The sequence below is a fragment of the Lysinibacillus sp. DFXJR4 genome (genome assembly GCF_057196045.1).
The window spans coordinates 21907-48293 of sequence record NZ_JBXUNW010000022.1 but is presented as its reverse complement, the minus strand read 5'-3'; the positions used below and the strand labels follow the sequence as shown (position 1 = coordinate 48293).

The 26387-nt window shown below is 35.7% G+C and carries 18 protein-coding genes, 3 pseudogenes and 1 riboswitch; of the genes and pseudogenes, 2 read left to right on the top strand and 19 right to left on the bottom strand.

Going from position 1 to position 26387, the window contains the following annotated elements; genetic code table 11:
- Positions 1 to 264: 264 nt before the first annotated feature.
- The 7 genes and pseudogenes from AC2CGN_RS23585 to AC2CGN_RS23555 form a co-directional block, all read right to left on the bottom strand.
- Positions 265 to 699: a hypothetical protein gene (locus AC2CGN_RS23585; RefSeq protein WP_484516608.1), complete on the bottom strand. Its 435-nt coding sequence runs from the start codon at positions 697 to 699 to the stop codon at positions 265 to 267.
- 224 nt (positions 700 to 923) lie between these two features.
- A complete protein-coding gene (locus tag AC2CGN_RS23580) occupies positions 924 to 1439 on the bottom strand; it encodes a kinase (RefSeq protein ID WP_484516606.1) in 516 nt (171 codons plus the stop codon).
- Between the two features lie 1148 nt (positions 1440 to 2587).
- Positions 2588 to 2742: pseudogene (locus AC2CGN_RS23575) on the bottom strand (TnsA endonuclease N-terminal domain-containing protein); the annotation flags it as partial.
- A 147-nt stretch (positions 2743 to 2889) separates the two neighbouring features.
- Positions 2890 to 4671: pseudogene (locus tag AC2CGN_RS23570) on the bottom strand (vitamin B12-dependent ribonucleotide reductase); the annotation flags it as partial.
- 76 nt (positions 4672 to 4747) lie between these two features.
- Positions 4748 to 5599 carry an LAGLIDADG family homing endonuclease gene (locus AC2CGN_RS23565; protein WP_484516605.1) on the bottom strand — a complete coding sequence of 284 codons (852 nt, stop codon included), beginning with the start codon at positions 5597 to 5599 and terminating at the stop codon, positions 4748 to 4750.
- 209 nt (positions 5600 to 5808) lie between these two features.
- Positions 5809 to 6600 (bottom strand): annotated as a pseudogene (locus AC2CGN_RS23560) (ribonucleotide reductase N-terminal alpha domain-containing protein); the annotation flags it as partial.
- A gap of 204 nt (positions 6601 to 6804) precedes the next feature.
- Complete coding sequence (locus AC2CGN_RS23555; RefSeq protein WP_429982319.1) at positions 6805 to 7635, bottom strand: lipoate--protein ligase family protein; 831 nt, start codon at positions 7633 to 7635, stop codon at positions 6805 to 6807.
- Between the two features lie 253 nt (positions 7636 to 7888).
- Here AC2CGN_RS23555 and AC2CGN_RS23550 point away from each other — a divergent pair, with 253 nt between their 5' ends.
- Entirely contained in the window at positions 7889 to 8272 is a 384-nt protein-coding gene (locus AC2CGN_RS23550; protein ID WP_283868640.1) for a rhodanese-like domain-containing protein, read from the top strand.
- A 181-nt stretch (positions 8273 to 8453) separates the two neighbouring features.
- Here AC2CGN_RS23550 and AC2CGN_RS23545 read toward each other — a convergent pair whose 3' ends face one another.
- The gene (locus tag AC2CGN_RS23545) at positions 8454 to 9368 is read right to left on the bottom strand and encodes a tetratricopeptide repeat protein (protein ID WP_484516602.1); all 915 of its coding nucleotides are present in this window, start codon (positions 9366 to 9368) and stop codon (positions 8454 to 8456) included.
- A 394-nt stretch (positions 9369 to 9762) separates the two neighbouring features.
- A riboswitch (glycine riboswitch) is annotated at positions 9763 to 9839 on the top strand.
- A gap of 156 nt (positions 9840 to 9995) precedes the next feature.
- Between AC2CGN_RS23545 and AC2CGN_RS23540 the strand changes: the two genes are divergently transcribed.
- Positions 9996 to 11345: an amino acid permease gene (locus tag AC2CGN_RS23540; RefSeq protein WP_484516600.1), complete on the top strand. Its 1350-nt coding sequence runs from the start codon at positions 9996 to 9998 to the stop codon at positions 11343 to 11345.
- 99 nt (positions 11346 to 11444) lie between these two features.
- On the opposite strand, the gene AC2CGN_RS23535 is transcribed toward AC2CGN_RS23540, so the two are convergent.
- From AC2CGN_RS23535 to AC2CGN_RS23485, 11 genes are all read right to left on the bottom strand, one after another.
- On the bottom strand, positions 11445 to 12413 hold the full coding sequence (locus AC2CGN_RS23535; protein WP_484516598.1) for a glutaminase: 969 nt from the start codon (positions 12411 to 12413) through the stop codon (positions 11445 to 11447).
- A gap of 81 nt (positions 12414 to 12494) precedes the next feature.
- The gene (locus tag AC2CGN_RS23530; protein ID WP_484516596.1) at positions 12495 to 13910 is read right to left on the bottom strand and encodes a M20 family metallopeptidase; all 1416 of its coding nucleotides are present in this window, start codon (positions 13908 to 13910) and stop codon (positions 12495 to 12497) included.
- Between the two features lie 32 nt (positions 13911 to 13942).
- The gene (locus AC2CGN_RS23525) at positions 13943 to 15166 is read right to left on the bottom strand and encodes an MFS transporter (protein ID WP_484516595.1); all 1224 of its coding nucleotides are present in this window, start codon (positions 15164 to 15166) and stop codon (positions 13943 to 13945) included.
- A gap of 343 nt (positions 15167 to 15509) precedes the next feature.
- The gene (locus AC2CGN_RS23520) at positions 15510 to 16832 is read right to left on the bottom strand and encodes a hypothetical protein (protein WP_484516593.1); all 1323 of its coding nucleotides are present in this window, start codon (positions 16830 to 16832) and stop codon (positions 15510 to 15512) included.
- Positions 16833 to 17028: 196 nt separating this feature from the next.
- A complete protein-coding gene (locus AC2CGN_RS23515) occupies positions 17029 to 19881 on the bottom strand; it encodes a hypothetical protein (RefSeq protein ID WP_484516592.1) in 2853 nt (950 codons plus the stop codon).
- 140 nt (positions 19882 to 20021) lie between these two features.
- Positions 20022 to 21542 carry an SMI1/KNR4 family protein gene (locus AC2CGN_RS23510; RefSeq protein WP_484516591.1) on the bottom strand — a complete coding sequence of 507 codons (1521 nt, stop codon included), beginning with the start codon at positions 21540 to 21542 and terminating at the stop codon, positions 20022 to 20024.
- 29 nt (positions 21543 to 21571) lie between these two features.
- A complete protein-coding gene (locus AC2CGN_RS23505; RefSeq protein ID WP_484516589.1) occupies positions 21572 to 22096 on the bottom strand; it encodes an SMI1/KNR4 family protein in 525 nt (174 codons plus the stop codon).
- A gap of 59 nt (positions 22097 to 22155) precedes the next feature.
- Entirely contained in the window at positions 22156 to 22833 is a 678-nt protein-coding gene (locus AC2CGN_RS23500) for an endonuclease V (protein WP_484516634.1), read from the bottom strand.
- A gap of 164 nt (positions 22834 to 22997) precedes the next feature.
- Complete coding sequence (locus AC2CGN_RS23495) at positions 22998 to 25337, bottom strand: sensor histidine kinase (RefSeq protein ID WP_484516587.1); 2340 nt, start codon at positions 25335 to 25337, stop codon at positions 22998 to 23000.
- Positions 25328 to 25486: a competence pheromone ComX gene (comX, locus tag AC2CGN_RS23490; protein ID WP_429985665.1), complete on the bottom strand. Its 159-nt coding sequence runs from the start codon at positions 25484 to 25486 to the stop codon at positions 25328 to 25330. Before comX ends, AC2CGN_RS23495 begins: the two co-directional genes overlap by 10 nt.
- Before the next feature lie 344 nt (positions 25487 to 25830).
- Positions 25831 to 26322 carry an Lrp/AsnC family transcriptional regulator gene (locus AC2CGN_RS23485; RefSeq protein ID WP_429985666.1) on the bottom strand — a complete coding sequence of 164 codons (492 nt, stop codon included), beginning with the start codon at positions 26320 to 26322 and terminating at the stop codon, positions 25831 to 25833.
- Between the last annotated feature and the right edge of the window lie 65 nt (positions 26323 to 26387).

Below are 26387 nucleotides of genomic sequence, written 5' to 3'. Positions count from 1 at the left end.
AATTAAAAGGGTACTTCCTCATCTGTTTCAGCAAATGATATTTGAGCGTGTATCAATATTCCTAAAAAACACATGTAAATAATAACTCTTAAATAATACATGATTCATCACCCCTCGAATGTTATTATTCAAAATGAAGGGGGCTTTTATGCTAACCTTTATAACAATCTGGCCCTTTAATGAAAAAGAGCGCTGATCCTTATTACAGAATCGCGCCCGTTTTTTTAAGAACAATGTTTCACAAACTTTCCATTTTAATTGTAATCACATATATTTCTTCTGTTGTTCCCTATCGTAAGAAATCGCTTTTTCAATTGTAAATATTTTTTCATTAAACCAATTTTCTCCCATCTCTTTTACCAACAGGTGAACCATTCCGATTCTACTTACAATTGCTACATAATCAAGTAATACATATATAACGTCATCTTTTAATCCCATTAGTTGCAAATCCTTAACAAGCTTTATATCATCCTCGGTAACAGTACCGTAGCGTTCTTTTATAAAATTAAAAGGTGTTGTTGATTTCGCCTCATTAATATACCATTCATCGGGTGTCATTCCAGTTTTAGCTTTGAATTGTTGTTCGTTCCATTCCTCTATTGTCATTCCTCGTATTTCCTTAAAACGTTCTTCTGGTGTCTTACCATGTACTACTCTATTATTTGTCTTTTTGAAACGTTTTTTGTCTTTCATCATCCTTTTCACCCTTAATGTTTGTTTTTTATAAAAGATAATTCGATGAAGTTTCATTTTTCCCTTCTAAATTCTTATTGAACTAAAGCACTTAGTTTAAGTGAAACACTTCACAAATAATCTTTAATCAGTATTCTTACTCTTACTGTTTCCTCCATATTCTGGCCCTTTAGATGAAGTAAGACGCATTCCTTATAAAGAAAAGCCCCTTTAGTTGAACAAACAAGTTAATATTTCAAATCAACTTGTGCTGGTAGTTGATTTAAAATTAATTTCAATACCCTATCTTGTGACATATCACCAGTCAATTTCATTTCTCCGGCTACGCCAAGATAATCATTTGGATTCCACCAGGCACGTAAAGAATCCTCTCCGAATTCCATCTTTTTTTTCCTAGAGTTATGTCGTAAGACTCTCTCCTCAAAAGATAAATCAAAATAAAAAGCATAAGCCTCATGGTCATAGAACTGAATTAAATTTTTTAGCATTTCCCCGTAACGCTCTTTATATAAAATCCCTTCCACAATAATAAATTCACATTTATCTTTTCCGTATTCCGCAATTTGGCGAATTAAATCAATGGAAAGATTCCCTTCTCTATCCTGGACCTTCAACATTTCACGGCGCACAACATCCTGGGAAATCAATAGCGTTCCATTTCCCAAATAATTTTGAAGACTTTTCGCAGTCGTTGTTTTTCCACTTCCAGAGTTTCCCCGTATGATAATTAGTTTTGACTCCATATTTCCCCCCTGCGGTCATTAATAACATCTCCGTAAATAAAAGCATATTTCCAAAGTTTATTATGTAATTAAATGACCCGTTTGCGAAATAATGACTTTTTATAAAAAACTTTTAGTCTAAGCGTATCTAAAGGGGTATAACTTCGCAACTTTTTTATAAATATCGGACTTTGTTTTAAACATCCTGTCTTTTTTATAAACATCGCAACTTTATTTCAAAGCCACAAATACTGTTGATTTAAAATAAAGCTTGATCAAAAACACCTCACAAATTATCATTTTACGTTAAATAAAAAGAACCTGTTTTGAAAAAAAATGATCAAAATGGATTCGTCCTCTGTGAAGTATTGTTTAATTTTTATAAAAAAGTTTGATCCTTTTCTGTAATCTAATCTTCAATAAAACACCTTATTAGTATGTCTATTGATTATCCATTTTCGGAAATAGAAATTGAATTGAAAATCCCTTCCCGTATGACAGATGGGTTTCTCAATCCCAAAATACCTAATAAGAAAAGATAGTACTTTTTTATTGGATACAAATAATCCTAACAATCGAGAATAGAAAAACCCACGTATTTTGACAAAGACTGATCAAAATTCGTGGGTTTAAATTTAAATTCAATTTAACTTTATTATTACTCAACATTAGGAATCAGTGCAGGTGCATATAATGAAATAAAGGCCTTAATTGATGGTGGAATTATTGGTCAGAGGCTGCTACCCTTCTCTTTATTTTAGAAATATCCGTTAGCCTATTACAATTGCAATATTTGTAGCTACATGTGGTCCTGAAAAAGCTGGATAAAAAAACTGCTGTCTATTTACAAGGAATCTCATATTTTACTATCCTTAAAATATGAGATTCTTTATCGATTACTCATGTAATATATCAAAACGATAATGATTGAGTAACCATAAAGGAGCCGATTATATGATTACCTTTTTAGAAAACGTAATGAATTTAGCTTTAATTATTATTTTTATTTCTAGTGCGATTTATTGTAGGAAACTTACACTTACTAAGTGGAAAAGAAAACTTTCTAAATCTGAAATGTCATTGTATATTTTAACCACAACCGCACTTCCTATCTATGCACTTCTTTATTTAGTTTTTCTTTTTATAAAATAAAAAGCGTTTTCCTTCATGGTTAAATAAAAGTGATTTCGTTCCAAATCTGATAGAAATTCGTGCTGTTTATTTGTTTTAATACCTTTTAAACGCGACCTTTCGAAGACACATCTTGAATGTTTAACCATGGTTTATAACCCTCTCCAACTCCAGAGCCACGACCTTCTTTAATCCACTTTTCGAATTTAGATGTTCTAGTTCATTTTGATATAAAAATACCCCTTTAGATTTCTATTATCCAAAGGGGCAAAACGGTACATCTTTTTTATAAACGGTACGACTTTATTTCAAATCTACAACAGATGGCCCTTTTATTATCTTATAGACCGCATTTTAACTGTGCACCACAGTTTGTACATGTATTACAGCCACCCATTTCTTCGACTGTTCCTTTACGGCATACTGGACATGTATTCCCTACGTCTGAGCCGATAACCGTTGTAGACTCTAACGCTTGGATTGTATCTACTAATACGACTGGACGTTTTGTATGTTCTTCTACTAATTCTTCCTCGAATGATAGCTGATCCATATCATTTTCTTCAGCTTTTAGTGTAAGCACCTGTGAATCACGGCTACCATCTACATAGACCGTACCACCTTTAGCGCCGCCCTTGTAGAGTCGCTCATATACTTTTTCTACTTGCTGTACTGTATAGCCTTTTGGTGCGTTTACTGTTTTAGAGATGGATGAATCAATCCATTTTTGGATGATACATTGTACATCAGCATGCGCTTCTGGTTTAAGCTCCATCGCAGTGACAAACCATTCAGGAAGCTCTTGCTCGTTTACTTCTGAGTGACGATCTAAATATTCTTGAACAATTTCAGCTTTTACTTCAATGAATTTACCTAGACGACCAGAACGGTAGTAAGTGAATGAGAAGTATGGCTCAAGACCTGTTGCTACCCCTACCATTGTTCCTGTTGAACCAGTTGGCGCAACTGTTAATAAATGTGAGTTACGAATACCAGTCGCTAAGATTTGCTCCTTAATATGAGCAGGCATTTTCTGCATAAAGCCTGTCTCTGTGAAGGCTTTACGTAAACGAGCTGTTTCTTCGTCTGTAGCACCTACTAAGAATGGGAAGCTACCACGTTCTTTAGCAAGCTCTGTAGAAGCCTCATACGCCGTTTCAGCAATTGTTTTAAAGATTTTATCTACTAGCTCATTACCTGCTTCTGAACCGTATTCCTTCTCACAATAAATCAGTAAATCAGCTAAGCCCATAACGCCTAAACCTACACGTCGCTCACCAAGAGCTTGTACACGGTTTTCCTCTAAGAAGTAAGGTGTGGCATCAATAACATTATCTTGCATACGAACACCAACACGAACTGTTTCACGTAGTGCTTCATAATCCACAGTTTGATTTTCTTTATTCGCAAACTGTGCTAAGTTCACAGCTGCTAAGTTACACACAGAATATGGTGCAAGTGGTTGTTCCCCACACGGGTTTGTCGCTACAACGCTTTGACCATATGCCTTCGCATTGGTCATATCATTCGCGTTGTCGATGAAGAAAATACCTGGCTCTGCAGAATATGTTGCACATACATTAATTAAATTCCACAATTCTTTAGCTTTAATTGTGCGGTATGTGCGTATTTTATAGCCCATTTTCTCCCATTCACGAACATCACCAACTTTATGCCATTCCGTGTTGTAAACGTTCATTTCTTCTTTCGAATATTCTTCAACTGCTGGGAAACGAAGCTCGAAGTCAGTATCATTTTCAACAGCTTCCATAAATTCTTTTGTTAATGTAACAGAAATATTTGCACCTGTTAAGAATTCTGGATTATGAACTGTATACGTACCACCATCACGCAATTTATTTTCCGCTTCACGGATAATTGCTGTATCAAAACCGCCTAATCCCTCGATACTTTTATAGTTGACAATGCCTTGGTACATAGCTTCTTCTTGGAAAGAAAGAGGCTTAAAGTTTAATTTTTCTTTAGCTAGTCGAATGATTGTTTCATCCGTTGTATTTTCGATTAGGTATCTCAAGATACGTGGATTTTGCATTTTTGAAATAATAAATTCCACAATATCAGGATGCCAATCTGCCAGCATAATCATTTGTGCCCCACGCTTTTTGTTACAAAAAAGTATTTTAAGATACTTTTAGGATGTGGTCATTTCTGCCACATTCTTATGCTTTCACATAAGATCAGACTATATCATCAAAGAAGGATTTGATTTTTTCATACTTTCTATTGAGTTGTATGGAACCATGTTCATATAACTTACGAATAATCTTTAACACATCATCTTTTCGATAAATAAATAAGTCAACGCATCCTTGTTTTGGGTAAAGTTTATGGACCGTTAAAGCCAGTTGTTGATTATGCAAAAAATGAAGTAATGATAAAAGCATTTCGCGATTACCCGTAAAACCTATTCTCCCACGCTTGGAAAAATGGCCATCTGCATCAAAAAAACCTCTTAAATAGGTCCATTGTAAATCCTCATTTTTAAAATCAATCCAACTTTCAAAGCCTGTTTTTCGAGGTTTAATTCCCAACCTCATTAAATCATTGCACATTTCTGTTGAATTAATTATTAAAGAGTATTTGTTTTGTTCATTTGGTGCACTTCGTTTACGGAATTTAATCGCTTCTTGCATAGACAATTCATTTGCGATATCTTCAAGCAATTGCCGGTCCTGCTCAGCAAGTGATAAAATCAGACGTTTCGATTTACCACGGTCATATATAGTACCATCACCTGTAATATAACCTACTAAATAAGCCTTATTTGCTGTATCAATATTTTTAAAGTAGTTTTCATCGTAATGATACTTCTTATTTTTCAGCTTTCCCGCTTGACCAGGCTTTCTCGCTTTAAAAAGCTCTAATTCTTTGTTCCATCTAAGGATTGTTCCTCTTCCTATGTTAAGTGTTTTTGCAATATCCACTTGGCTCATACCATTTTCATGCAACTCAATAATTCTTTTAATCAATCGTTCCTTGTCTCGCGCCTCATAAGGACGTCTCCGTACAATACGATTTACTTCTTCCATGCTTCCACCTCCGATGTGGTCCAAAAGTTTAGGAAGGTTCAATAGTCGTTGAACGTTCATCTACGTTTCCATAGATGCTTCGCTGCTGATTGCCCAATCTTTTCTTTTTTCAAGCATTCACGCTTAGCTTCGCAGCTTACGTTGTAGCAAGAAAAGCTCTAAGGGTGTTCCAGCAATTCACGAGATTTTAATCCCGCCGTTATCGGTTAACGGGATCCACCTTGTTCAACAAGATGAGTCAGTTTGGCAATATCATCTAACCATGAGACAGAACCAGATGATTTACCATTTACACCACGTGCTAAAGTGTTTCGTGGACGTAATGTCGAACCATTTGTCCCTACACCACCACCGCGGCTCATAATTTCCATTACTTGCTTACGGTGATCACTTATCCCTTCACGTGAATCTGCTACAAATGGCATTACGTAACAGTTGAAGAAGGTTACATCTGTTTCAGAACCAGCTCCATAAATAACTCGTCCAGCTGGAATAAATTTTAATGATACTAACTGATCATAAAACTTCTCAAACCATTCTTGGCGTTTCTCTGGTGTTTTTTCAACAGCAGCAAGCCCTGTTGCATTGCGTTTTGCGATTTGTTCATAAAAAATTTCAAGAGGCTTTTCTAACACGTCAATTGAACGCGTAATCACACCTGTTTCTTGCTCTTTTGGATTATCTAAAGCGCTACGGTAGTCTTCCTCAATCAAAATATCTGCTGTTTTTGCAGACATGTCCAACTTCTGAATTGTCCCTAAACCACGGGCAGGAAATTTTGGATCTGCCTTCACTGTTAATACGACAAAATCACCAGCTTTTAGCGTTTTCTTTTCCGTATCCTTAAACGAGTAGCGATCGATCATGACAAGCCTTGATACACCCTTATGCGTAATATGCATATCAGGTGTTACAGGGTGAACCTGAGGAAATAGCTCAATATCTTTGTTTAACTGTTCAATTTGTTTGTTTACTTCGGGTTGATGATTTGTGAGTACCATCGTTTTGCCTCCCTTATTTTCTGCCTTACACACAATAAATACACAATATCATGTGTTGTTAAACACTACATATTGTGTATTTGTCTTTAAAAAAGATACTATATATAGTTTTTTAATTCAACTCTTGCAATTTGGAATAGAATCAGAACTGCTTGTCATCACAAGGTTTGAACGATAAAAAAAATATTTTTCTTATACCATTTTTTACTTTTTGAAGTTCCAATCGTCACATGCATATTTTTTTTCTTCTAGTGCATGGACATATTCTAATTGCTCCTCAGAAAGTGTAAATGGTTTTAAATCAATTTGCAACGATTTTGCAAAGCCATCCCGAAAAGCTATCACACATTGTTCAATTGTTACAGGTTCTTTGACAAGACTATTAATAGCAACGGCCTTCTCTGGTAGCTTTCTACGCATACGGTCCTTCGCTTCTTCACTTGAAAAATTAAAAACGGATAATAATTTTTCCTGATCTAAATCTAGTAAAATGGCTCCGTGCTGTAAAATAACACCCTTTTGACGTGTTTGTGCACTACCAGCAACTTTTTTCCCCTCTACCACAAGTTCATACCAGCTCGGAGCATCAAAACAAACTGCACTTTTCGGATTTTTTAAATCTGCCTTTTTTTCCTCTGTGTCCGGTACGCTAAAATATGCATCCATCCCGAGATTATGAAAGCCTTGTAGTATACCTTCACTTAACACTCGATAGGCCTCTGTCACCGACTCTGGCATATTTGGATAGCTTTCAGTAACAATGACGCTATATGTCAACTCATGCTCATGTAAAACGGCTCTACCCCCTGTTGGACGACGAACAAAACCAAGTCCTTGCTGCTCCACTGCCTCTATATTAATATCTCGCTTTGCTTGTTGAAAATAACCAATGGAAAGCGTAGCTGGCTCCCACTCATAAAAACGAATAACGGGTGGAATCAATCCTTCACTATGCCAATCAAGCAATGCCTCATCTAATGCCATATTAAAAGATGGACTACATTTTCCTGAATTTAGAAAATACCAAGTTGTCATATTTTCATCTCCCACAACTATTTAATTAATCTTAGCGAAAGGGCGTCAAAATATACCATAACATTCAATGTCGAATTATCATAAATAGTGACACTCATCTACTTCTGTAGCGTTGATGAACTACATCCACGTAAACCAATGCATATAGTTATCTTAATTCTAGCCACAATCTAGTTAATTTTATCAAACTCAATGGACTATCGCTAGCGCATCTTTTATAATAATAAAGAAGATAGAAAGGGGTAAGAAAATCTTGGACATACTTATCACAATCGGTGTTGTTTTAGTAGTCCTAATTGCATATATCGGAATAAATGCAATGAGACTAAAAAAAGCAGTGACAAACCTAACACAAGAACAATTTATTGAAGGCTATCGTAAAGCTCAGCTTATTGATGTACGAGAGCAGAAAGAATTTGATGCTGGTCATATCCTTGGTGCCCGCAATGTTCCTTCAACTACACTACGTCAACGTTATAAAGAAATTCGCCCAGATTTACCAGTATATTTATACTGTCAAAATACAGGCCGTAGCTCACGTGCTGCATTGTTTCTTAAAAAGCGTGGCTACAACCAAATTTACCAGCTTCAAGGCGGCTTCCGTACTTGGACAGGTAAAATAAAATCAAAAAAATAAGCATGTAGCAGAATCGTTAAGGCGCGAGGACCGCGTTCTTTCTCAATCGAGAAGTAGATTTAAACATATTTAACTACGCTGCGTCGTTTCGACAAAAAGAAACCATCCCAAATGACTATGAGATGGTTTCCTTTTTGCAAAAAATTCAGAGTTTCTACTATATTATGTCCATTACATACAATTACTCACCTATCTCTTGCTCACCACAACTTTGATCATGCATTGGGCAGAAAAAGGTAAAGCAACGAGATGCAATATACAGCTCATCATCATTCGAGAGGCCAACCTGCAAATGAGCATTTCTCACATGCTCCATATCCGCTAGCAATCTCTGCTCCTCTTCCTTCATTTCCTCACATGTCATTTCATATTCCACTGCATCCTCTGGTAATTTCAATAATTCTGTTGTTAATGTTTCCAGAAAAGCGGCGCGAATATCTCTTACTTGCTTTTCATGCCCCAGTTGATGCAGTACCCATAAATAATTGGAGATCCAGCAAGCCGTATGTGCATAATGCTGATAACCTTTAGCATACCATTCGGCGGCCTCTTGATAGTGACCTAGGCTTTTATATAACTCCGCTAGTTCGACTTCTCCAATAAAGCGTTCCTGATCCCGCTTAATAACATCAATCCATTTATAAGCACTATCTGTATCCCCAGCCAAGACAAAACATTCAACAGCCCTCATTAGCCCATAATCCTCTGATTTATAGGATTGGATAAAATATGTAGCCGCTTCGTTAAACTTTTGTTGCCGTTTATAAATACATCCTAAATTATGAGCGACAACTGGGGACTCAAATAAAGTATAGGCTTTCTCTAGCCATGGCTGTGCACTTTCATCGTTCACAAGTCGCATCATCAATTCGCCAAGTAATGCATACGGATAATAAGTTTTAGGTTCCATAGCAACAGCCTGTTTGGCATAGTCTAACGATTCTTCATAATCTTCATTTTCCTTCAATAAATCGGCTAAATTATGGAGGATTATAACATTTTTATCTTCAGCCAGCACATCTAACAGCATATGTTTAACCTGTTCGTACCCTCCTTCCTTCGCCAATATCTCTGCAGCCATCTTTATTCGTTCCATTTACTCACCTCATGAATAGATTATTAATGCACCATATCATTGGACGTTTTTACCTCTTTGTTGAACATTTGAATTCTTCATTTGATGACTCTCCTCATTTTTTTGACCGCTCGTACTCTCCAATTGTCCTCTCTCCCCCCTATTTTAAGCATTCGAATTTCCAATGTAATCACTCTCACATCGTATCAATCCAAAATTAAGAAAACAATTGTATGACCTAAAAATACTATTTTCTATAATTTATTTCTCTATCTAAATCGCATTCTTCTATTTTTCTGAAAATAGCTAAAATTTGTTCTTGAATAATGATGCAACCATTGATAGGATGTATAATATCTTAAAATAATGTCATCACGACAATATAAGCTATGAATGCTATGGATTAAACTATAGCAGGAGCAGTTCTGGAGAGAGCGCAGCTTGCGTCGCCGAAGGGTTCACTATCTCAGGCAAAAGGACAGAGGAGTAATATCAACTTTCATCATGAAAGATATACCAACCGAATGTTTACCTTATCGTCAACATCCATAAATGGTATTTGTTATTCTGACGTTTACGAGACTAGTGTCATGACTAGTCTTTTTTTATTTTCCAGTCATATTTTCTACATCATTGAGGGGGATTAACGTGGAACAACAGCAATTAAAACGAGATTTAAAGAATCGCCATGTGCAGCTTATTGCCATTGGAGGGACAATCGGTACAGGTTTATTTTTAGGATCTGGGAAAGCCATAGCACTCGCTGGGCCTGCCATTATCTTTGCCTATTTAATTGTCGGCATCGCTCTATTTTTTGTGATGCGTGCATTAGGTGAACTATTATTATCAAAAGCTGGTTATACATCATTTACTGATTTTGCAACAGAATATATAGGACCTTGGGCAGGCTTTGTCACAGGCTGGACGTATTGGTTTTGCTGGATTATGACAGCCATGGCAGACATTATTGCTGTTGGTGTATATACGAAATATTGGTTTGATATACCTCAATGGATACCAGCGATAGGCTGCTTAGTTCTACTATTAATCTTAAATTTATTAACGGTAAAATTATTTGGGGAATTAGAGTTTTGGTTTGCCCTTATCAAAGTTATCACGATTGTTGCACTCATTATTATTGGGCTTATCATGCTATTTACAGGCTTTCAAACAAGCTCAGGCACTGTGTCAGTGGAAAATCTTTGGGCACACGGTGGAATGTTCCCGAATGGTGTTAACGGTTTCTTGATGGCATTCCAAATGGTTGTTTTCGCTTTTGTTGGTGTCGAATTAGTTGGCGTGTCGGCTGCAGAAACAGCTGATCCTAAAAAAAATATTCCTTCAGCCATTAACAAAATACCATTACGTATTTTACTATTTTATGTAGGGGCATTATTTGTCATCCTTTGTATTAACCCTTGGTATGAAATGTCTGCTGCAAGCAGTCCATTTGTACAAGTATTCACTTTAGCAGGAATCCCAATCGCAGCTGGGATTATTAATTTTGTTGTTCTCACATCTGCCGCTTCTGCAGGTAATAGTGGTCTATTCTCTACAAGCCGCATGCTTTATAATCTGGGCAACAATAAGCAAGCGCCAGCATCATTTGCCAAGCTTAATAAAAACAGTGTACCAAGTAACGCGCTTATCGTGTCGGCAATTGTGGTATCGATTGGCGCCTTATTAAGTAAATTAATGCCAGAAAACGCCTTTAGTGTTGTAACAACCATTAGTGCTATTTGTTTTATCTGGGTATGGAGTATTATATTAATCTCCCATATCATCTATAAACGAAAGAAACGGGCACTACATGAAGCATCTAGTTTCAAGGCACCTTTTACGCCATTCGTTAATTACTTAGTGCTTGCCTTCTTCGCATTTTTATTAGTAGTAATGTTCATCTCTGAGGCCACACGTACAGCCTTACTGCTAACACCTATTTGGTTTATACTACTCACGTTTATTTATAAAATGAAAAGGACTAAACCTATAGGCTAAGATAACTGCCCTGGATAATTAACAAAAGTGAACCTATCCAGGGCTTCTTTAAAAAAGTGAAGTTTCTCCCTACACTAAAATCACGTCAATTATATGGCTTTAAAATATATTCATATCCCATTCAGTTGCAAGATGCTTTAATAGCTTTACTCCTGCCACACTATTGCCGATTGAATCAATCGCTGGTCCATAGATACCAATACCACAGCCATCAGGAAATGGAGAATTTAAGCTTGCGTGACTAGGCACAGCTGCAAGAATTGCTCCAGAAACACCGCTTTTAGCAGGTAGCCCGATAAATGCAGCAAATTTTCCAGACGCATTATACATACCGCAAGTAACCATCAAGGCCTTCGCTAATTTCGCGACCTGTTTTGGGAAAAGCTGTGTTTTTAATTGGGGATGGTAGCCATCATTGGCAATTACTAATCCAATCATCGCTAAATCAGTTACATTGACTTCTATCGCACATTGTTTTAAATATACCTCCAATGCCTCCTCTACGGGGCAATCTAAAAAACCAGAATCCATTAAATAATACGCTAAAGATCGATTTCGATTAGCTGTTTGCCATTCAGATTGAAAAACCTCTTTATTCACCTTCAATTTTTTACCAACCATTTGCTCTATAAAATAGAGAATTTTCTCTAACTTCTCCTGTGGTGAATTTCCAGAAAGCATAGAGGATACTGTTATAGCACCCGCATTAATCATGGGATTAAATGGCTTCCCTGGGCGATGGCTTTCCAGGCGAATAATGGAGTTGAAGGTATCACCTGTTGGTTCAACATCTACTCGTTCTAAAACATAGGATAATCCTCGATCCATACACGCTAAAATAAATGTAACTACCTTCGACACACTCTGGAGGGTAAATAGTTCAGTAGTATCCCCTGCCTTCATTTCATTACTAGATGGTCCAACAATTGAAATAGCTAATTGGAGAGGATTTTTTTCGGCAAGTGCTGGAATATAGTTTGCGCACTGTCCATTTTTTGCAAAGGGACGAAACTCCTCGACCCAGCCAGAGACAAGTTGTTGTTGTGAATTTGTATGTTCGGTTACCATAATCTAACTCCTCTCATATTTGAAAAAACAGAGCCTTCATAGTCCACCTATGAAGGCTCTATCCGAATCTATACTATTATTCTAACGCTTTGGAGGTTTTGTACCTTCAGGAATTAGGGATGCATAAGTCTCTCCATCCAAACGTTCCTCCCATTCCTTTTTAGCCTCCTCAATCAGTGCTGGATTGTGAATACACTCTATAGCGGTGCAAGCCATAATTTTTGCAGCCTGCAACATCCCCTTATGTGCTATCGGCATAACGCCCTGTGATACAACCTGCCACGTATGAAGCGGCGTCCCCAATGCCATACATACCGTTGTACATTGAACAGTTGGAACATTCCAGCTAACATCTCCAACATCTGTAGATCCGCCCAAAATAAATTCTGGTAGAATACCTGGAATATGTTGTGCAATCACTTGATCTTTTAACAACATCGTATCCTCTTTCGATAAGCCAATTAAAGCAGAGGCCTGAATGTCGGGTGAAAATGTCTTAAAAATAGCTTGTGCATGCTGTTCATCTTCTATTGTATAAGTTGGCATACCGATTTCAAGTAATTGCTTATACATTGCATCATAAAGTGTTTTATTTGGAATAAGATTTGACGCAGCGCCTTCAAATTCGATTTCTAATGATGTTCCAGTCATAAGTGTGGCACCTTTAGCAATATTTTCAACACGCTGATAAATCTCCTGTACTTGCTGTTTTTTGGGTGCTCTTACTAAGTAAGTTACCTCGGCATATGGCTGTACAACATTTGGAGATGTTCCTCCTGAATTTGTAATGGCATAATGCACGCGTGCCTCTGGAATAATATGCTCACGTAAATAGTTTACCCCAACATTCATAAGTTCAACAGCATCCAATGCACTTCTTCCTAAATGTGGTGCTGCTGCTGCGTGTGCACTTTTTCCAGTAAACTTAAAAGTAACTGCATAGTTTGCGAGAGAGCTACAAGTCATGACTGTTGAAAATGTTCCAGGGTGCCACGATATGGCAATATCAACATCATCAAAAAGACCTGCCTTCGCCATATATGCCTTACCTGAACCATTTTCCTCAGCGGGACAGCCATAAAAACGAATCGTCGCTGATTGATTATGTTGTTCTAAGTAATCTTTCACAGCCACAGCCGCAGTAAATGCACCTGTTCCCAATAAATTATGGCCACATCCATGACCACTACCACCCTCTTCTAGTGGCTCGTAAGAAGTGGCACCACCTTTTTGACTTAGTCCAGGAAGAGCGTCATATTCACCGAGAAAAGCAATAACAGGCTTCCCAGAACCAAATGTGCCCATTAGTGCTGTTTCAAGACCTGCTACCCCAATCTCAGTTGCAAAGCCCTCTCTCTCTAAGGCTTCTTCCATAAATTGTACCGATTTTTTTTCTTGAAAATGAAGCTCAGGTACTGCCCATATAGCATTACTTAATTCAATGCTCGCCTCTCTTTTTGATTCGACTAATATTGAAATTTTTTCTTGAAAACTCATCTTTTTTTACCTCCTTAGAAAATGGGATTCAACTATGAATTCAATAGCTTCCCTTTTTGATCATTTAATGTTAACAGTGAAATAATACAGATTGCTGCAAATCCAATTAACATCCAAAAGGCTGCATCAAAGGACCCATTAAAGGCATCTACCATAAAGCCAATTGCCATCGGTGTTACAAAGCCCGCTAATTGACCACCTGTATTGGCAACGCCCATTGCTGAACCTGTAATGGATGATGGCAATTTCTTTAGCACAATAGCAGGGAGCAAGGTAATAACAAAGGCAATAAATATAGAGACTACCGTTTGATAGCTGATAAATAGTGATACAGATTTTGCTGTAAACATTAAATACAATAAAATGCCAATGACTGCACATGAAATGGAGCCTAAGATTTTGTCCATCCCCCGTGGTAACTTATCAATGATCAAACCGCTACCATAAACGCCTATAATTGTTGTGATGGCAGGGATTGTTTGTGCCCAGCCAATTGACATTAAATCAAGACCTCGATTTTTTTGTAAATAGGTAGGAATCCATGAAACTAATCCCCAGTTCACGGCATAGATACAAAAATAAGCAATAATTAAATTCCACATCAGTGGTGTCTTAAATAATTCCTTCAAGCTCACTTTCGGGGAAACATTCTCACCCCTCTCTACTTGAACGGCTTGCTCCTGTGGTAGCTTGATATATTTCCAATAGAGCAAGGCAATAATGGCCCCTATCGCTCCGATAATGATGAACATCATGCGCCAGCCAATTGTTCCTAATAAATAAGCAGCTAGTAATGGTACAATCAGTGATACAATTCCTCCAGAGGTAAGCATAATGGACATAGCTCTCCCTCTCTCCTCCTTCGGAAAAATTGTTGCAATAATTTTAGAGCTTGCCGGCTGGAAGCCCCCCTCTCCAATACCAAATAAAAAGCGAATAACAATCATAGCCGTTAATGACCATGCAACAGCGGTCAAACCTGTAAAAATTGACCACATTATAACAGCCATCAATAAAACTCGCTTAGCGCCAAATTTATCGGCAAGCCATCCACCAGGAATTTGCATAATGGCATAGCCTAAAAAGAAAGCGCTTAAAATAATTCCTGTAGAAGAGGCATCTAAGCTCAAATCACCTGTAATGGATACAACCGCATAGTTCATAATGTATCGATCTAAATTTCCTAACGACCATCCTAAAAATAAAAGTGCAAGTATTAAATTTCTGGATTTTTTTGTTACCGAATTCATTGTCATTACATTCCCTCCCATATCTTGTAGCTCTATTGCTGCAATAGTTGTGCAAAATGATGATCGTCTAAATTTTCATTGTATCCTTTCGCTTTCCTTTGCAACCTACCAACTTTGGCTATCCATCTCTCCCGTCTAATAAAATCAAAACCCCTTAAATAACGACAATTTCGTTATATATTCGTATAATAATCAAATTTTTATGAAATGACAATATTTTTTTGAAAATTCCTACTAGATAAAACGTAAAGAAGGCTATAAGACATCTAAAAAACCACGCTTAAATCCTTATAAATATGGAACAAAAAAAATATCCCAAAACCGTAAATGGTTTGGGATATTTCTTTATTTAATAAGTAGGACGATGCATAACAAGCTGATACATTTTGATAGGTCTACCTCGAGTATGCTGTAGTTCCTCTCCAGCGATCTTTGCTAAACCTACACTACATAAATCAGCTACAATACGCTGAGCATTCCGTTCACTCATTTGAAGCTGTGTCGCTAAATCCTTTGTCGTAAAATGCTTCCAACGCATCTTTTGAACTAAAGCCTGTATCTTCGTATAGGTTTTGATGCTAATACTACCTCTTTTCAATTTTTCAAGTATATCTGGATCTTCCGCTCGATAGGAATAGGATAACTCTTCTATATTCCCAACGGATTCAATAATCGTACCATCGTCCTGTACCATAACAATATCAATAGATTCATTTGCTTTCGTTTGACGTAAACCTCTATGTGCATGTAATTCTGCGTTAAATACAGTTTGCGCAAAGCCAATCCCTGCTGTTACCTTCCCCTCCATTTCAATAGACAGCTGATACATTTTCTCTGTGATGAACTGAATTTGACCTTCAATAGCTCCCCTAGTGCTGAAAATTGTATATCTCCCATTTCCTTCCACCACTAAAGAGCCATCAATTCGTTCGCATAATTGCAATAAATTTTCCTTTATGCGTAATTCCAAATATTGAATACGGTAGCCCTGCTTCATTCGCTCCTTCAAAGAGTCGAAATCCTTTATTTCCAGCATAACAGCACCAATCTGTGTTTCTTTATAATAGGATGTTTTAATTTTTTCCGTAAACAACTGCACAGTATGGTAAATTTCCGTTTTTGTAGGAGAAACCCAATATGATGGAACCCCCATCCTTCTTAATTGCTCATCTACTGACGGATAACAGGTGATGGCAAAATCAATTTTTCCTTCTTGCCAAAGCCCAAAATGGAACTCAAATAATTCCTTCGGATCAATGGCGACATCAAATTCTTTAAGATACATGTTCCTCACATTTTGTTCAATGTCCGCTAATCCTTCTGTGGCCATTTGTGCAGGAGATGGAATAATATCAATACTAACATTCTCGATAAATTTTTTTCTTTTATAGGATTCCTCTAAAAAACCTTTATAGATAGCTGCCTCCGAAAAAATAATATGTGCCAGCTTATCCTGTGAAATACTTGTCTGACTAGCAATTTTATAAGGTATGTATCCTGAAAAAAGCCAAAAATCTACATCTTGATTATGGCTCTCTACAATATCTTTCGTTTCAGTGGCGATACTATAAATATATGGAATAAACGTCATATCCTGATCAATTTCATGTGCTAATTCGATAATTTTTTCCACGGATTTAATTGGCCCAACAACACCTATTTTATACATCATAGCTCCTACCTTCTCTATCAATTACTCCGTGCATTTAGCACTCCTACTATTTACTGTAAATAGTATAGCGAATATGTTATAGCCTAGACAATTGAAAGCTATAAATTCTACAGAAGATTATGCTTTTCCTCTACAAAAAACCCCGAATAATAAGCATATTCGAGGTTTGATTAACACAATATTGAATTAAAGTATCTTAAACATCATTGCTATACAAATTCTTATACAGAATTTCTAGTTTCTTCGAGAGCTTCCCATAGGCTGTTTGCCAAGCTTTACGTGCTTCTTCTTTTCCTTCACCGGCAGGAACATAAAGTGCATGAATCTCTGCTACCTTTTTCAAGTCATTCTCTGCCTGCGTTAGCTTCGAATAATTTTTTACAACTTTTTTCTCAGAGGCACTAAGGGCATCATATTGAGTACGGATTTCTTTTACCTTCGTCTCCAAATTAGCTATATATTCACCATTTTCAAGCAATCCATTGATCGTTTCAATTAAATTTAAAGCTGTATCATTCGATTGCTGCTGCCCTTTTTCTTTATCAAGAATAGCTTGTCTTATCGCAGGGCTAACTAAACTCATTTGTTTAGCAGTAAGTTTCGCATAGGCTTTTATAACGGTTGTCGGGTTGCTATTAAATGATTTTTCATACTGCTTCATGAAGGAATCTACTTTCTTCACATCAGAAACGGCAGTGGTTAAAATCGAGGCATTCGTAATACGCTTTTTATCACTAGAACTCAGCTTACTATATTGGGCTGAAAGCTGATTAATTTTATCGATAGAAACGATATACATATCATTCGTAACAATTGTTGCAATCTCACTATTTAGCTTGGAGATATCAGGTGCGCTGCCATCTACTAAACGATTATTCAGTAAATCATCATATTGTTGCTTTGCTAAATGCTGCTGATTTGCAGGCAGCTTTGCATATGCCGTCTCAACTGTTTGAATTTTTTTAGCCTGCTTTGTAGCATCCGTTTCCTCTCTAGCCGTTTGCACCTTTTTATGGAAGGATTTCACACCAGACAAATCCTTACTAGCAGCTGTTAATAAATAATAGTTTGTCACAAATTTTCGTGCAGGAGAAGATAGATTTTTATAGGTTGCTGTTGCTGCATTGACAGCTGTTTCGAATTGTGTAAATGAATATTTTGAAACATCAGCAAGCTTCGCAATATCTCCCTTTAATGCTTCGGCAGCAGCCTTATCAGTAGGTTCCTTGCCATTTGTGTCAACTGTAACCTTTGGTGTATTCAATAAAAAATCGTCAGCATTATATACAAGCGATTGTTGTAGATTCGTTAATTTATTATAAGCTTTCAATATACTAGTATAGTTTGAATTTAGTTTACTTTCCGCTACACCAGTCGTTTGACTTAGCTTCTTATAAGCATCCATGTCCTTTATCACTTTTTCAGCTGCCTTAAAGTCCTTCTGGAGTGTCAGGATATCCTCATACCCAATAATTTTTGCTGCAGAATTTTTCGTTAAGCTCTTATACTCATTTATAATGCGGTTTACATTATTAACATGACTCTGCCAAGAGTAAACGGACGGGTCTATCGGATAGCTATCGATAGCGCCACCTATATAACCTGCTATGTCTATATTCAGCTTTTGGATTTGATTATCTTCTGCGTCTTCAGCTTGAAGTAACGCTGTCACATAATTGGATGGCACTAATTGTAATTGTTTAAATGTCAGCTTTTCATAGGCGGATCGAATGGATTTGGCTACAGTAACCTGTTTGTTAGGCGTATTATTTGGTGATAATTTCTCAAATGATTTGATAAATTGCTCAACCTTTTTTATATCCGCCTTTGCATCATTTAAAATAGCTTGATTTTGCACTGTTGAGCGGTAATTTTGCGCTAGTTTGGCTTTATCCTTTTCAATTGCCTCTACAGCCGTTTGTAAAGCTTCTTTACTTGCAGGAACATACTTAACAAAAGCATTTTCGTATTTTAATAAGCCTACAATAGCTTGATTTAATCTTCTTACCTCATTAATTTGCTCAATATCGGATGGATCTTTTAGAAGGTTTTTAATGCTAGTATATAAACTATCATTCACATCCAAGCTTCGCTGTAATAAATCCAGCTTATCGTATGAGTCCTCAATATCTTTCAAATACTTCTGTAAATCCTTCTCACTAACTTCTTTTATCTTATCTACTTTTTCAGCAAGTTTACTAATTAATTCAACATCAGCAACAGCTCTTTTTAAAACATCGTAATTTGTCACATTTGCCTTCGCAGGAGCTGTCAATGCCTGATACTTAGCATCCATCGCTGTTACTTCACCCTTAAATGCTTCTAGGCTTGAAACATTGTATTGATGGTCGTTTTTAAGCAATGTTTTAATTTCATTAATCATTGAATTTGTCGGTTCATTCGATACTGTGATGACATCAGAAAAATCTGATTCTACAATTGCAGAACCAACTTTTGCTTTTACCTTAACCATAATCTCTTGCATGCTTTTATCTAAAGCATCTTTTGGAATTGTATATGTGCCGCTAGTAGCCCCGTCAATGATCGTGAAGGACTCACCAACTTTATAAAACCATTGATAGCTATATGTAATTTGACTACTTTGTAATTTGGCTCCTGCAGCATCCGTCACTTCGGCTGTGGCCTTTAACACTTCCCCAGGAACAACATATTTAGAAGAAACGGCAAATGTCGGCTTTGCAATTGCCAGTTGAAGCGTATTGATTGTTAGTGGCGCACTTTTATATTTACTATCATTCGTTGTAATGGCTTCTACAAATATTGTTTTCCCGGCTGCCTCTACTGGTACTGTAAAGGATGCAGCAGTTGCACCAGAGATTGGTTTATTTGTATTGTCGTTTTCAACATAATACCATTGGTAACCTTTCACGATTGAATTCGCTGGTAAATTCTCAATAGAAGCCTTTAACACACCATTTACCATATTTTGTCCTAACACTGTCACTGTTGCTTCCTCTGCACCTGCCACTGTTGGTACAATAAGAGCTGCTGGAATAGCGGCTACTGTGAAAAATAATTTTTTATTCAATTTTTTTACCTCCTCTATCCATCTATTCAATTATATCGGTCAAAATTTTGGAATTTCCTTCGTTTTACGAGATATTTCTAAAAAGTGTATTTTCTCCTATTTCTAAATAAAAAATAATATTTTTATGATTTTTTCTATACTTAGACCTTATGAGTGTTTAAATACTGATGCCAAACTTTCTGCTCCTCAGCTGTCATTCCACCAACAATAGTAGAAAAGTCAATCGCCTGATGAAATAGGTCTTTTAAGTAATTAAATTGTTCAAATGATCCTGTAAATATTTGAAGCGAGGAAGATTTTGCAATCACCTTAAGATTCTCAATTGTTGTCCCATCTAATTTTAAGCATTTGAGATTTTTTAGTGCACCAATTGCAGTTCCATCCTCAAGTACGGTATTTTTTAAAATAATTTCTCGCAGCTGACGACTGGATGATAAACAATCTAGATTTTTCAAATAGCAATTTTCAAATGTTATTACTTGCAAATTTTCAAGGTGACCTAACTGCAATAAATCCACCTCTTCAATATTTTTCAATTGATGGATACCTAATTGTTTTAAATTGCTAATTTGAGTGATTTGTCTTAACTGTTCTATATTTACGATTGAAATGGATAAGGATTCTAGTGCCTGACATTGTTGAAGGATTGAAAAATCTTTAACATCTGTTTGATCCATTTCTAGATTTTTTAATTGTGAGATACTAACTAACGGGGTTATATCGAAAACCTGTGTATCATTAATATTTAATTCTTGCAAATGCTCAAGGTTCTGTAATGGCGTTAAATCACTTAGCGGATTCTTAACTAAATAAAGTTTTTTTAAAGAAAGCATGTTCTTTAAAGGGGTTATATCAGTCAATTCATTGCTGGTTAAAATTAATTCTTTTACTTCTGTACAAAATTGTAATGGTTTAATATGCGTGAGTTTTTTCCCAATTAAGTAAAGCTGCTTTCTTTTGATAAAATTCTCTGGATTAGAATACTCTTCTTGTATTATCTCTTTCCATCCAAAATCTAAATCTTGCATCCATTTGGCAGTTTCCTCTTTGAAAGTTTGAGATTCAGGGTGCAGAACAGGCAATTCAAGGGTTTTTAGCGTATCCAAAAAATGGGTGCTGTTTTTATAATTCCAGTAGATATCGTCCTCTTCTTGTTCAATTTGATAATTTCCCTGAAAAATGGTTTCAGCAATAAATTCTAGAAAATCTGATAATTGAGTAGCTATTACATACTTTACTTCTTCATCACGACCAAAATTAATGACCTGGCCTATTCGCCCTTGATGATCTGGATCGACATCAATGCCAATATTATTGCCGCCAAAATCCTTACTAATAGGTATCCAAAAACGATTAATATACCTTTCTTTTATATATCCAGTTGGGACTGAATATGAACTCCCTGTCATTGCAAACTCGTCTTCTAACTGCTTCCATACATGCCATTCCTGCAAAACATCATTTAATGGTAAAAACGGTAATCCGAAAAACAAACCTGGTCCATCTTCCCGCTCCCCATTATGTATTAGATAGAGCTCTCTTATTTCATCAGGAAATTTTATAGCCATCTCATTTTCAACCCTCTGTATCTCTTCCTCTGAGGCTGGTGGATTTAAAAAGGGCGAAAATATTTGGTCTAACTGAACCTTTAATTTTTCCATTGTCAACTTAATCATAGTCGTTTACCTCCCTATTCAAAATTCGAATCATTTTCTTCGTTTAAACAGTTTTCAATAAATTCAAAAAGACTCTTTGCATCAGTTGTTCGCTTCCCCCAATCATGCCAAAAATACAACACCTGTCCCACCACTCCTTGTTCAGTGGGATCAGTATCAAGACAAAGATAATCGCCTCCACCATTTTCAGCGATAGGAATCCATTTTTTATGCCAAAGCAATGGTTGAACCTCAACGCCATACTCTATATCTGGAAGCAGATCATCTGGGTCAAATTCCTCCTGTAGGAATAACCAATTATCCATAATTTCCGCAAGAGAGGAAAGTGTTAGATTTCTAACAAAAGACTCTACACCCACGTCCCATGCTTGTCCATTATAAACACTATAAAAACTTTTCATCTCCTCTGGAAGAATCACACCTAAGGTATTTTCAATTAGCTGAATTTCTTCTGCCGTTGCGCCAGGCTGGAGATTCAATGCATCCCTATCCTTTTTCTCAATGATACATTTCCATAAATTGTCCGCTTGACTTTTCAATTTCAAATCCCCTCACTCTAAAAAAGATTCATTCACATCTCTCACATATATCGACATGTTCACACATCATCTTGATGCAATTTCCTCGCCTGATGAGTAGCTATATCTGCATATCTAACAGGGATTGGTAGACGGCTATCTTTGTCAATAAAGTGCATTGTTATATTTGTGGCTGTGTCTAAATCAATCCAGTTTCCACATGATACAAATATTGGCTTCACATTCTTTCTACTTCTAAGCGTACGCCCAAATACCTCTCCATCAATGACAATATCAGTAAATGCTCCAGCAATATTTTCAGGCATCGTGAAATCAATATTTTCAATTTTGTAGTAAGTTTTTGCTACTCCTATTGTTGGTTTCTTTAAGTAGAAAGAAGCATGTGTGGCAATTCCCATATGGCGCTTATGTAGATAACCATTCCCATCAAACATATATAGGCTTGGTTGAGTCTTCAGCTTTTTCACAGCTTCTAAAATAAGAGGCAATTCTCGAAAAGCTAAGAACCCAGAAATATAAGGAATAGTAATTTCATTTATATATGAAACTTGCTCTATCAAATTTTTTGATCTAAAATCAAAAACTTGTATACAACAGGCTCCATATTCTTTATTATTTTTATGCCAATAGGCAATATCTACGCCAGCTACAAGGCTAATTTGGTTCTCTAAGAAATGATTTTGTAGAGAAATATGCTCTCTTAAATCATTTTGTTGTGCGATAAAGTTTTGTACCATTTCATCTTTTTCCAAGACTAACAACCCCTCTCTTCTACTAACTAAGCATAAAATTTCCTAATTTCAAAGCAAAAACCTTCTAATCTTTACTTGTGCTTGATTTTGCACATTAGAAAAGATTAGAAGGTATGAAAATGATTCATGTTTTGCTTACTATTCATAGATTATCCTATGGTTCTATGAGCATGCCTTTTATTACAGATATCGTAGTCATAGGTAGTGGAAGTATTTCCTTCATTCACTATAATTCGAATGGACATTCCTTCCCCTAAATTCGTATTGATCGAGAACTGACCATTAAAAGCCTGTACCCGTTCTTGCATTCCCCTAATCCCCATGGAATCAGCAAGAATAATATCATCCATCTTACAGCCCACACCATTATCAGAATAATTAATCTCAAATCCATCGTCTGTTTCAAATAGATTAATTTCAACCGTATCAGCATATGAATGCTTCAAGGCATTATTCAATAGCTCTTGGAAAAGACGATAAATCATTAAGTTTAAACGCTCATCCTCTAAGTAAAGGCGATCAATAGCATAAACTAAAACAAATTCAGCACGTTTATGAATTTTTTGAATAAGCTTCTCAAGGGCAGCATTTAGGCCCAATGTATCTAATAAAGGAGGCTTTAAATTTTCACAATAGCCTCTTAAATCATTTAAAGAAGCTAGCATATGTTCATGAATCTTCGAAAGCTTTGTTTGAAGATCATCCGTATTCTTCGTACGGACAAGCACATCCATTTCTCTAGCGATATGTAGCTGTTCTTGTAGGTTTGTATCGTGTAATTCTTGTGCCAATTGATATTTTTCTTCTTCAAAACGCAGCCAAAGTAATTTATTGAGCCATGGCAGTTGGTTTTTATCCGCTGCTTTCATATGCTTTAGCTGTTCTAATAGACCCTCAACCATTTTCGTATTTTCAATAAAATTATTTAAATACAGAAGCACTAGCTCTAGCCATAATAATTCCTCTTCTTTTAGATAAATAGATTGATTATGATCCACAACTAGAATTCTTTTATAATTCGTATCTTGATGAATAAAGGCAACGTAAAAATGAGCCGTTTTCTTAATATCCCCTAACCGTAGCTGCTCAATGAATACTTCATCCACTTGATTTTGTGTATATTCTTTTAATTTGCTCGTTGAAGTAACGGCATGTGTATGAAAATCATAGGTGAGTACATAAACATGATGGATTTCAAGATGCAGGGAGACTTCCTGAACAAATCTTTCTAGTAAATCTTCAATTTTCACCACTCTACCTATACTATCAACAGTTGTATACAATCGATGGATATAATCTCCCTTTGTGGAAAACAGGATTTTTCGCTTGCGATAATCGATCTTCTCTTTTATATAAAAAAGAGCGATTAAAGACAAAAAAGTAAAAAAGAAGATTTCTGTCATTCTTGAAATCGATAAATCAGTAATCCAATAAAGACCAATCATTAGCCAAATCGTAAAGGCAAAGGAGAAATTAAAATAATGACGTAAGCGTGTAATGAAGTATTCCATATCAAATAGACGTTCAGTGAGCTGTGTACAAATAAAACTATAAGGTATTAATACTAAAAAAAGAGAACAAATATCTGCCGAAAGTATTTGTTTATGAAAGATAACTTCTGGTAACGCGTATAGAAACAGAAAGGGCATAAAAGGAATAATAATACTGCTCAATAATATTTTTAATTGTGGTATTTTATATTTAAAATTCCCTGAAATCATAATCCCAAGAATTATGATAAGTAGTAAGAAAAATATCCCTAAGATTATATTTGAAAGCGCAACATGAGTAGAACTATTTGTAATACCATAAATGCTTAAAAATACTACTGATAGAGGGAGTACATACAGAATCTTTATATTATTGATAAACAACCATTTTATATTTAAAAAATCAAAGTAAAGCCTTAAAAAATGTATTAAAAGTACAGGACATAGCAACATACTACTACGATTTACAATAATCCCCACATTGTTTAATATTCCAGACGCACCTATACTTACATATGCTAATGAAACTGTTAGTATAAATAAGATTAATAGATTTAATAATGGTGTATTTTTCTGTTTAAGGTACAAATATACGGAAAGTATTAACGATAAGAAGTAATATATAGTAGGTACAACAAATACATAATAAAATTGTTGAGGAATATCGAATGGTTTTATCCTTACATGTACTATATCACCATTAGGTTTCTCTAAAGTTAATTTATTTGCTGTACGTATTACGAATTCATACTTTACATTGGAAATATTTTTTATATCTTTCCCATCTACTTTTAATATAATATCTCCAGGCACTATTTTAAACTTGTTAGCCCAATCCTTGTAGTATGGATTTGTTACTATCCAATTTCCGTCTTTTTCTTCTATTTCAATATTTAAAAAGGGCTTACTATAAGATGTAAATAATAAATAAATCCCTATTATTACATATATACCTATAGTAAGCCAAAACCATTTAAATTTAGTTGACCTTAGTTCCACAAACGATTTTCTATACACAGTTCTTCATTAAACGAATCTAAGATCGCCTTTTGTTCAAGTTCTGTAATGCCAATAAGAGAAGCCTTATTTTCTTTTAACAAAGATACTACTGACGGATTTTGCTCCAAAAATTGAATCATGTTAATCATAAAATCTCCTCATTTCATATGTTTTTTATAGTTACACCTATTTATATGTTAATAATATCCTTAATAAGGTATTTTTAACCAACATTGTAACTACACCTTCATTATACTATCTTTTTACATTTTCACAACAATATTTTCTAAAAATTCCTAAAAAATAATAGATTATGTGCTCATTCTGCTTAATATGCCAATTTGTATGCTAAGACAAAATTAGTACACTCAATATGAATTGAAATTTTTGTTGAAAAAGATAGACTCATACCAATAGAAAAAGTAACGGTAGATAAGCTTTTAAATAAATCTGCCGTTACTTTTTCAGTAAACTACTCTATTAAACTCTGTAGCTATTTTCCAAACTCAACGTCAGTTATAGGCAAAACTGTAGAATGTTTGATTTCTCTTAATGATAAATTAGTCTGAATTCTTGATATACCAAGCTTATTTAACTTTCTTATAAAGCTATCGAGCTCCCTCCTGTCTCTTATTACTACCTTTAGCAGATAATCGTATTCCCCTGTTAAACAATGACATTCTAATATTTCTGGCATTGCCTCTAAAGCATTTTCCAAAATATCTAATTGTTCAGCTTGATGGATATTTGTGCTGATAAAAACATAGCACAGTAAATCAAATCCAAGCTTCTCCTGATTTAAAATCGCTACCTGTCTATTAATAAACCCTTCACTCTCTAAGCGTTTTATTCTTGTATGTGTTGCTGGTGGGGACAAATTAACACGTCTTGCAAGTTCGGCATTACTTATTTGAGATTCCTTTTGTAAAATATCTAAAATTTGTATATCGAGTGCATCTAAAATTTTGCTGACAAATGATTCCACTTACATTCTCCTTTTATGTTTATTCTAAAAACAAGCTTAAAAATAGCTTTCAAATTAATTTTATT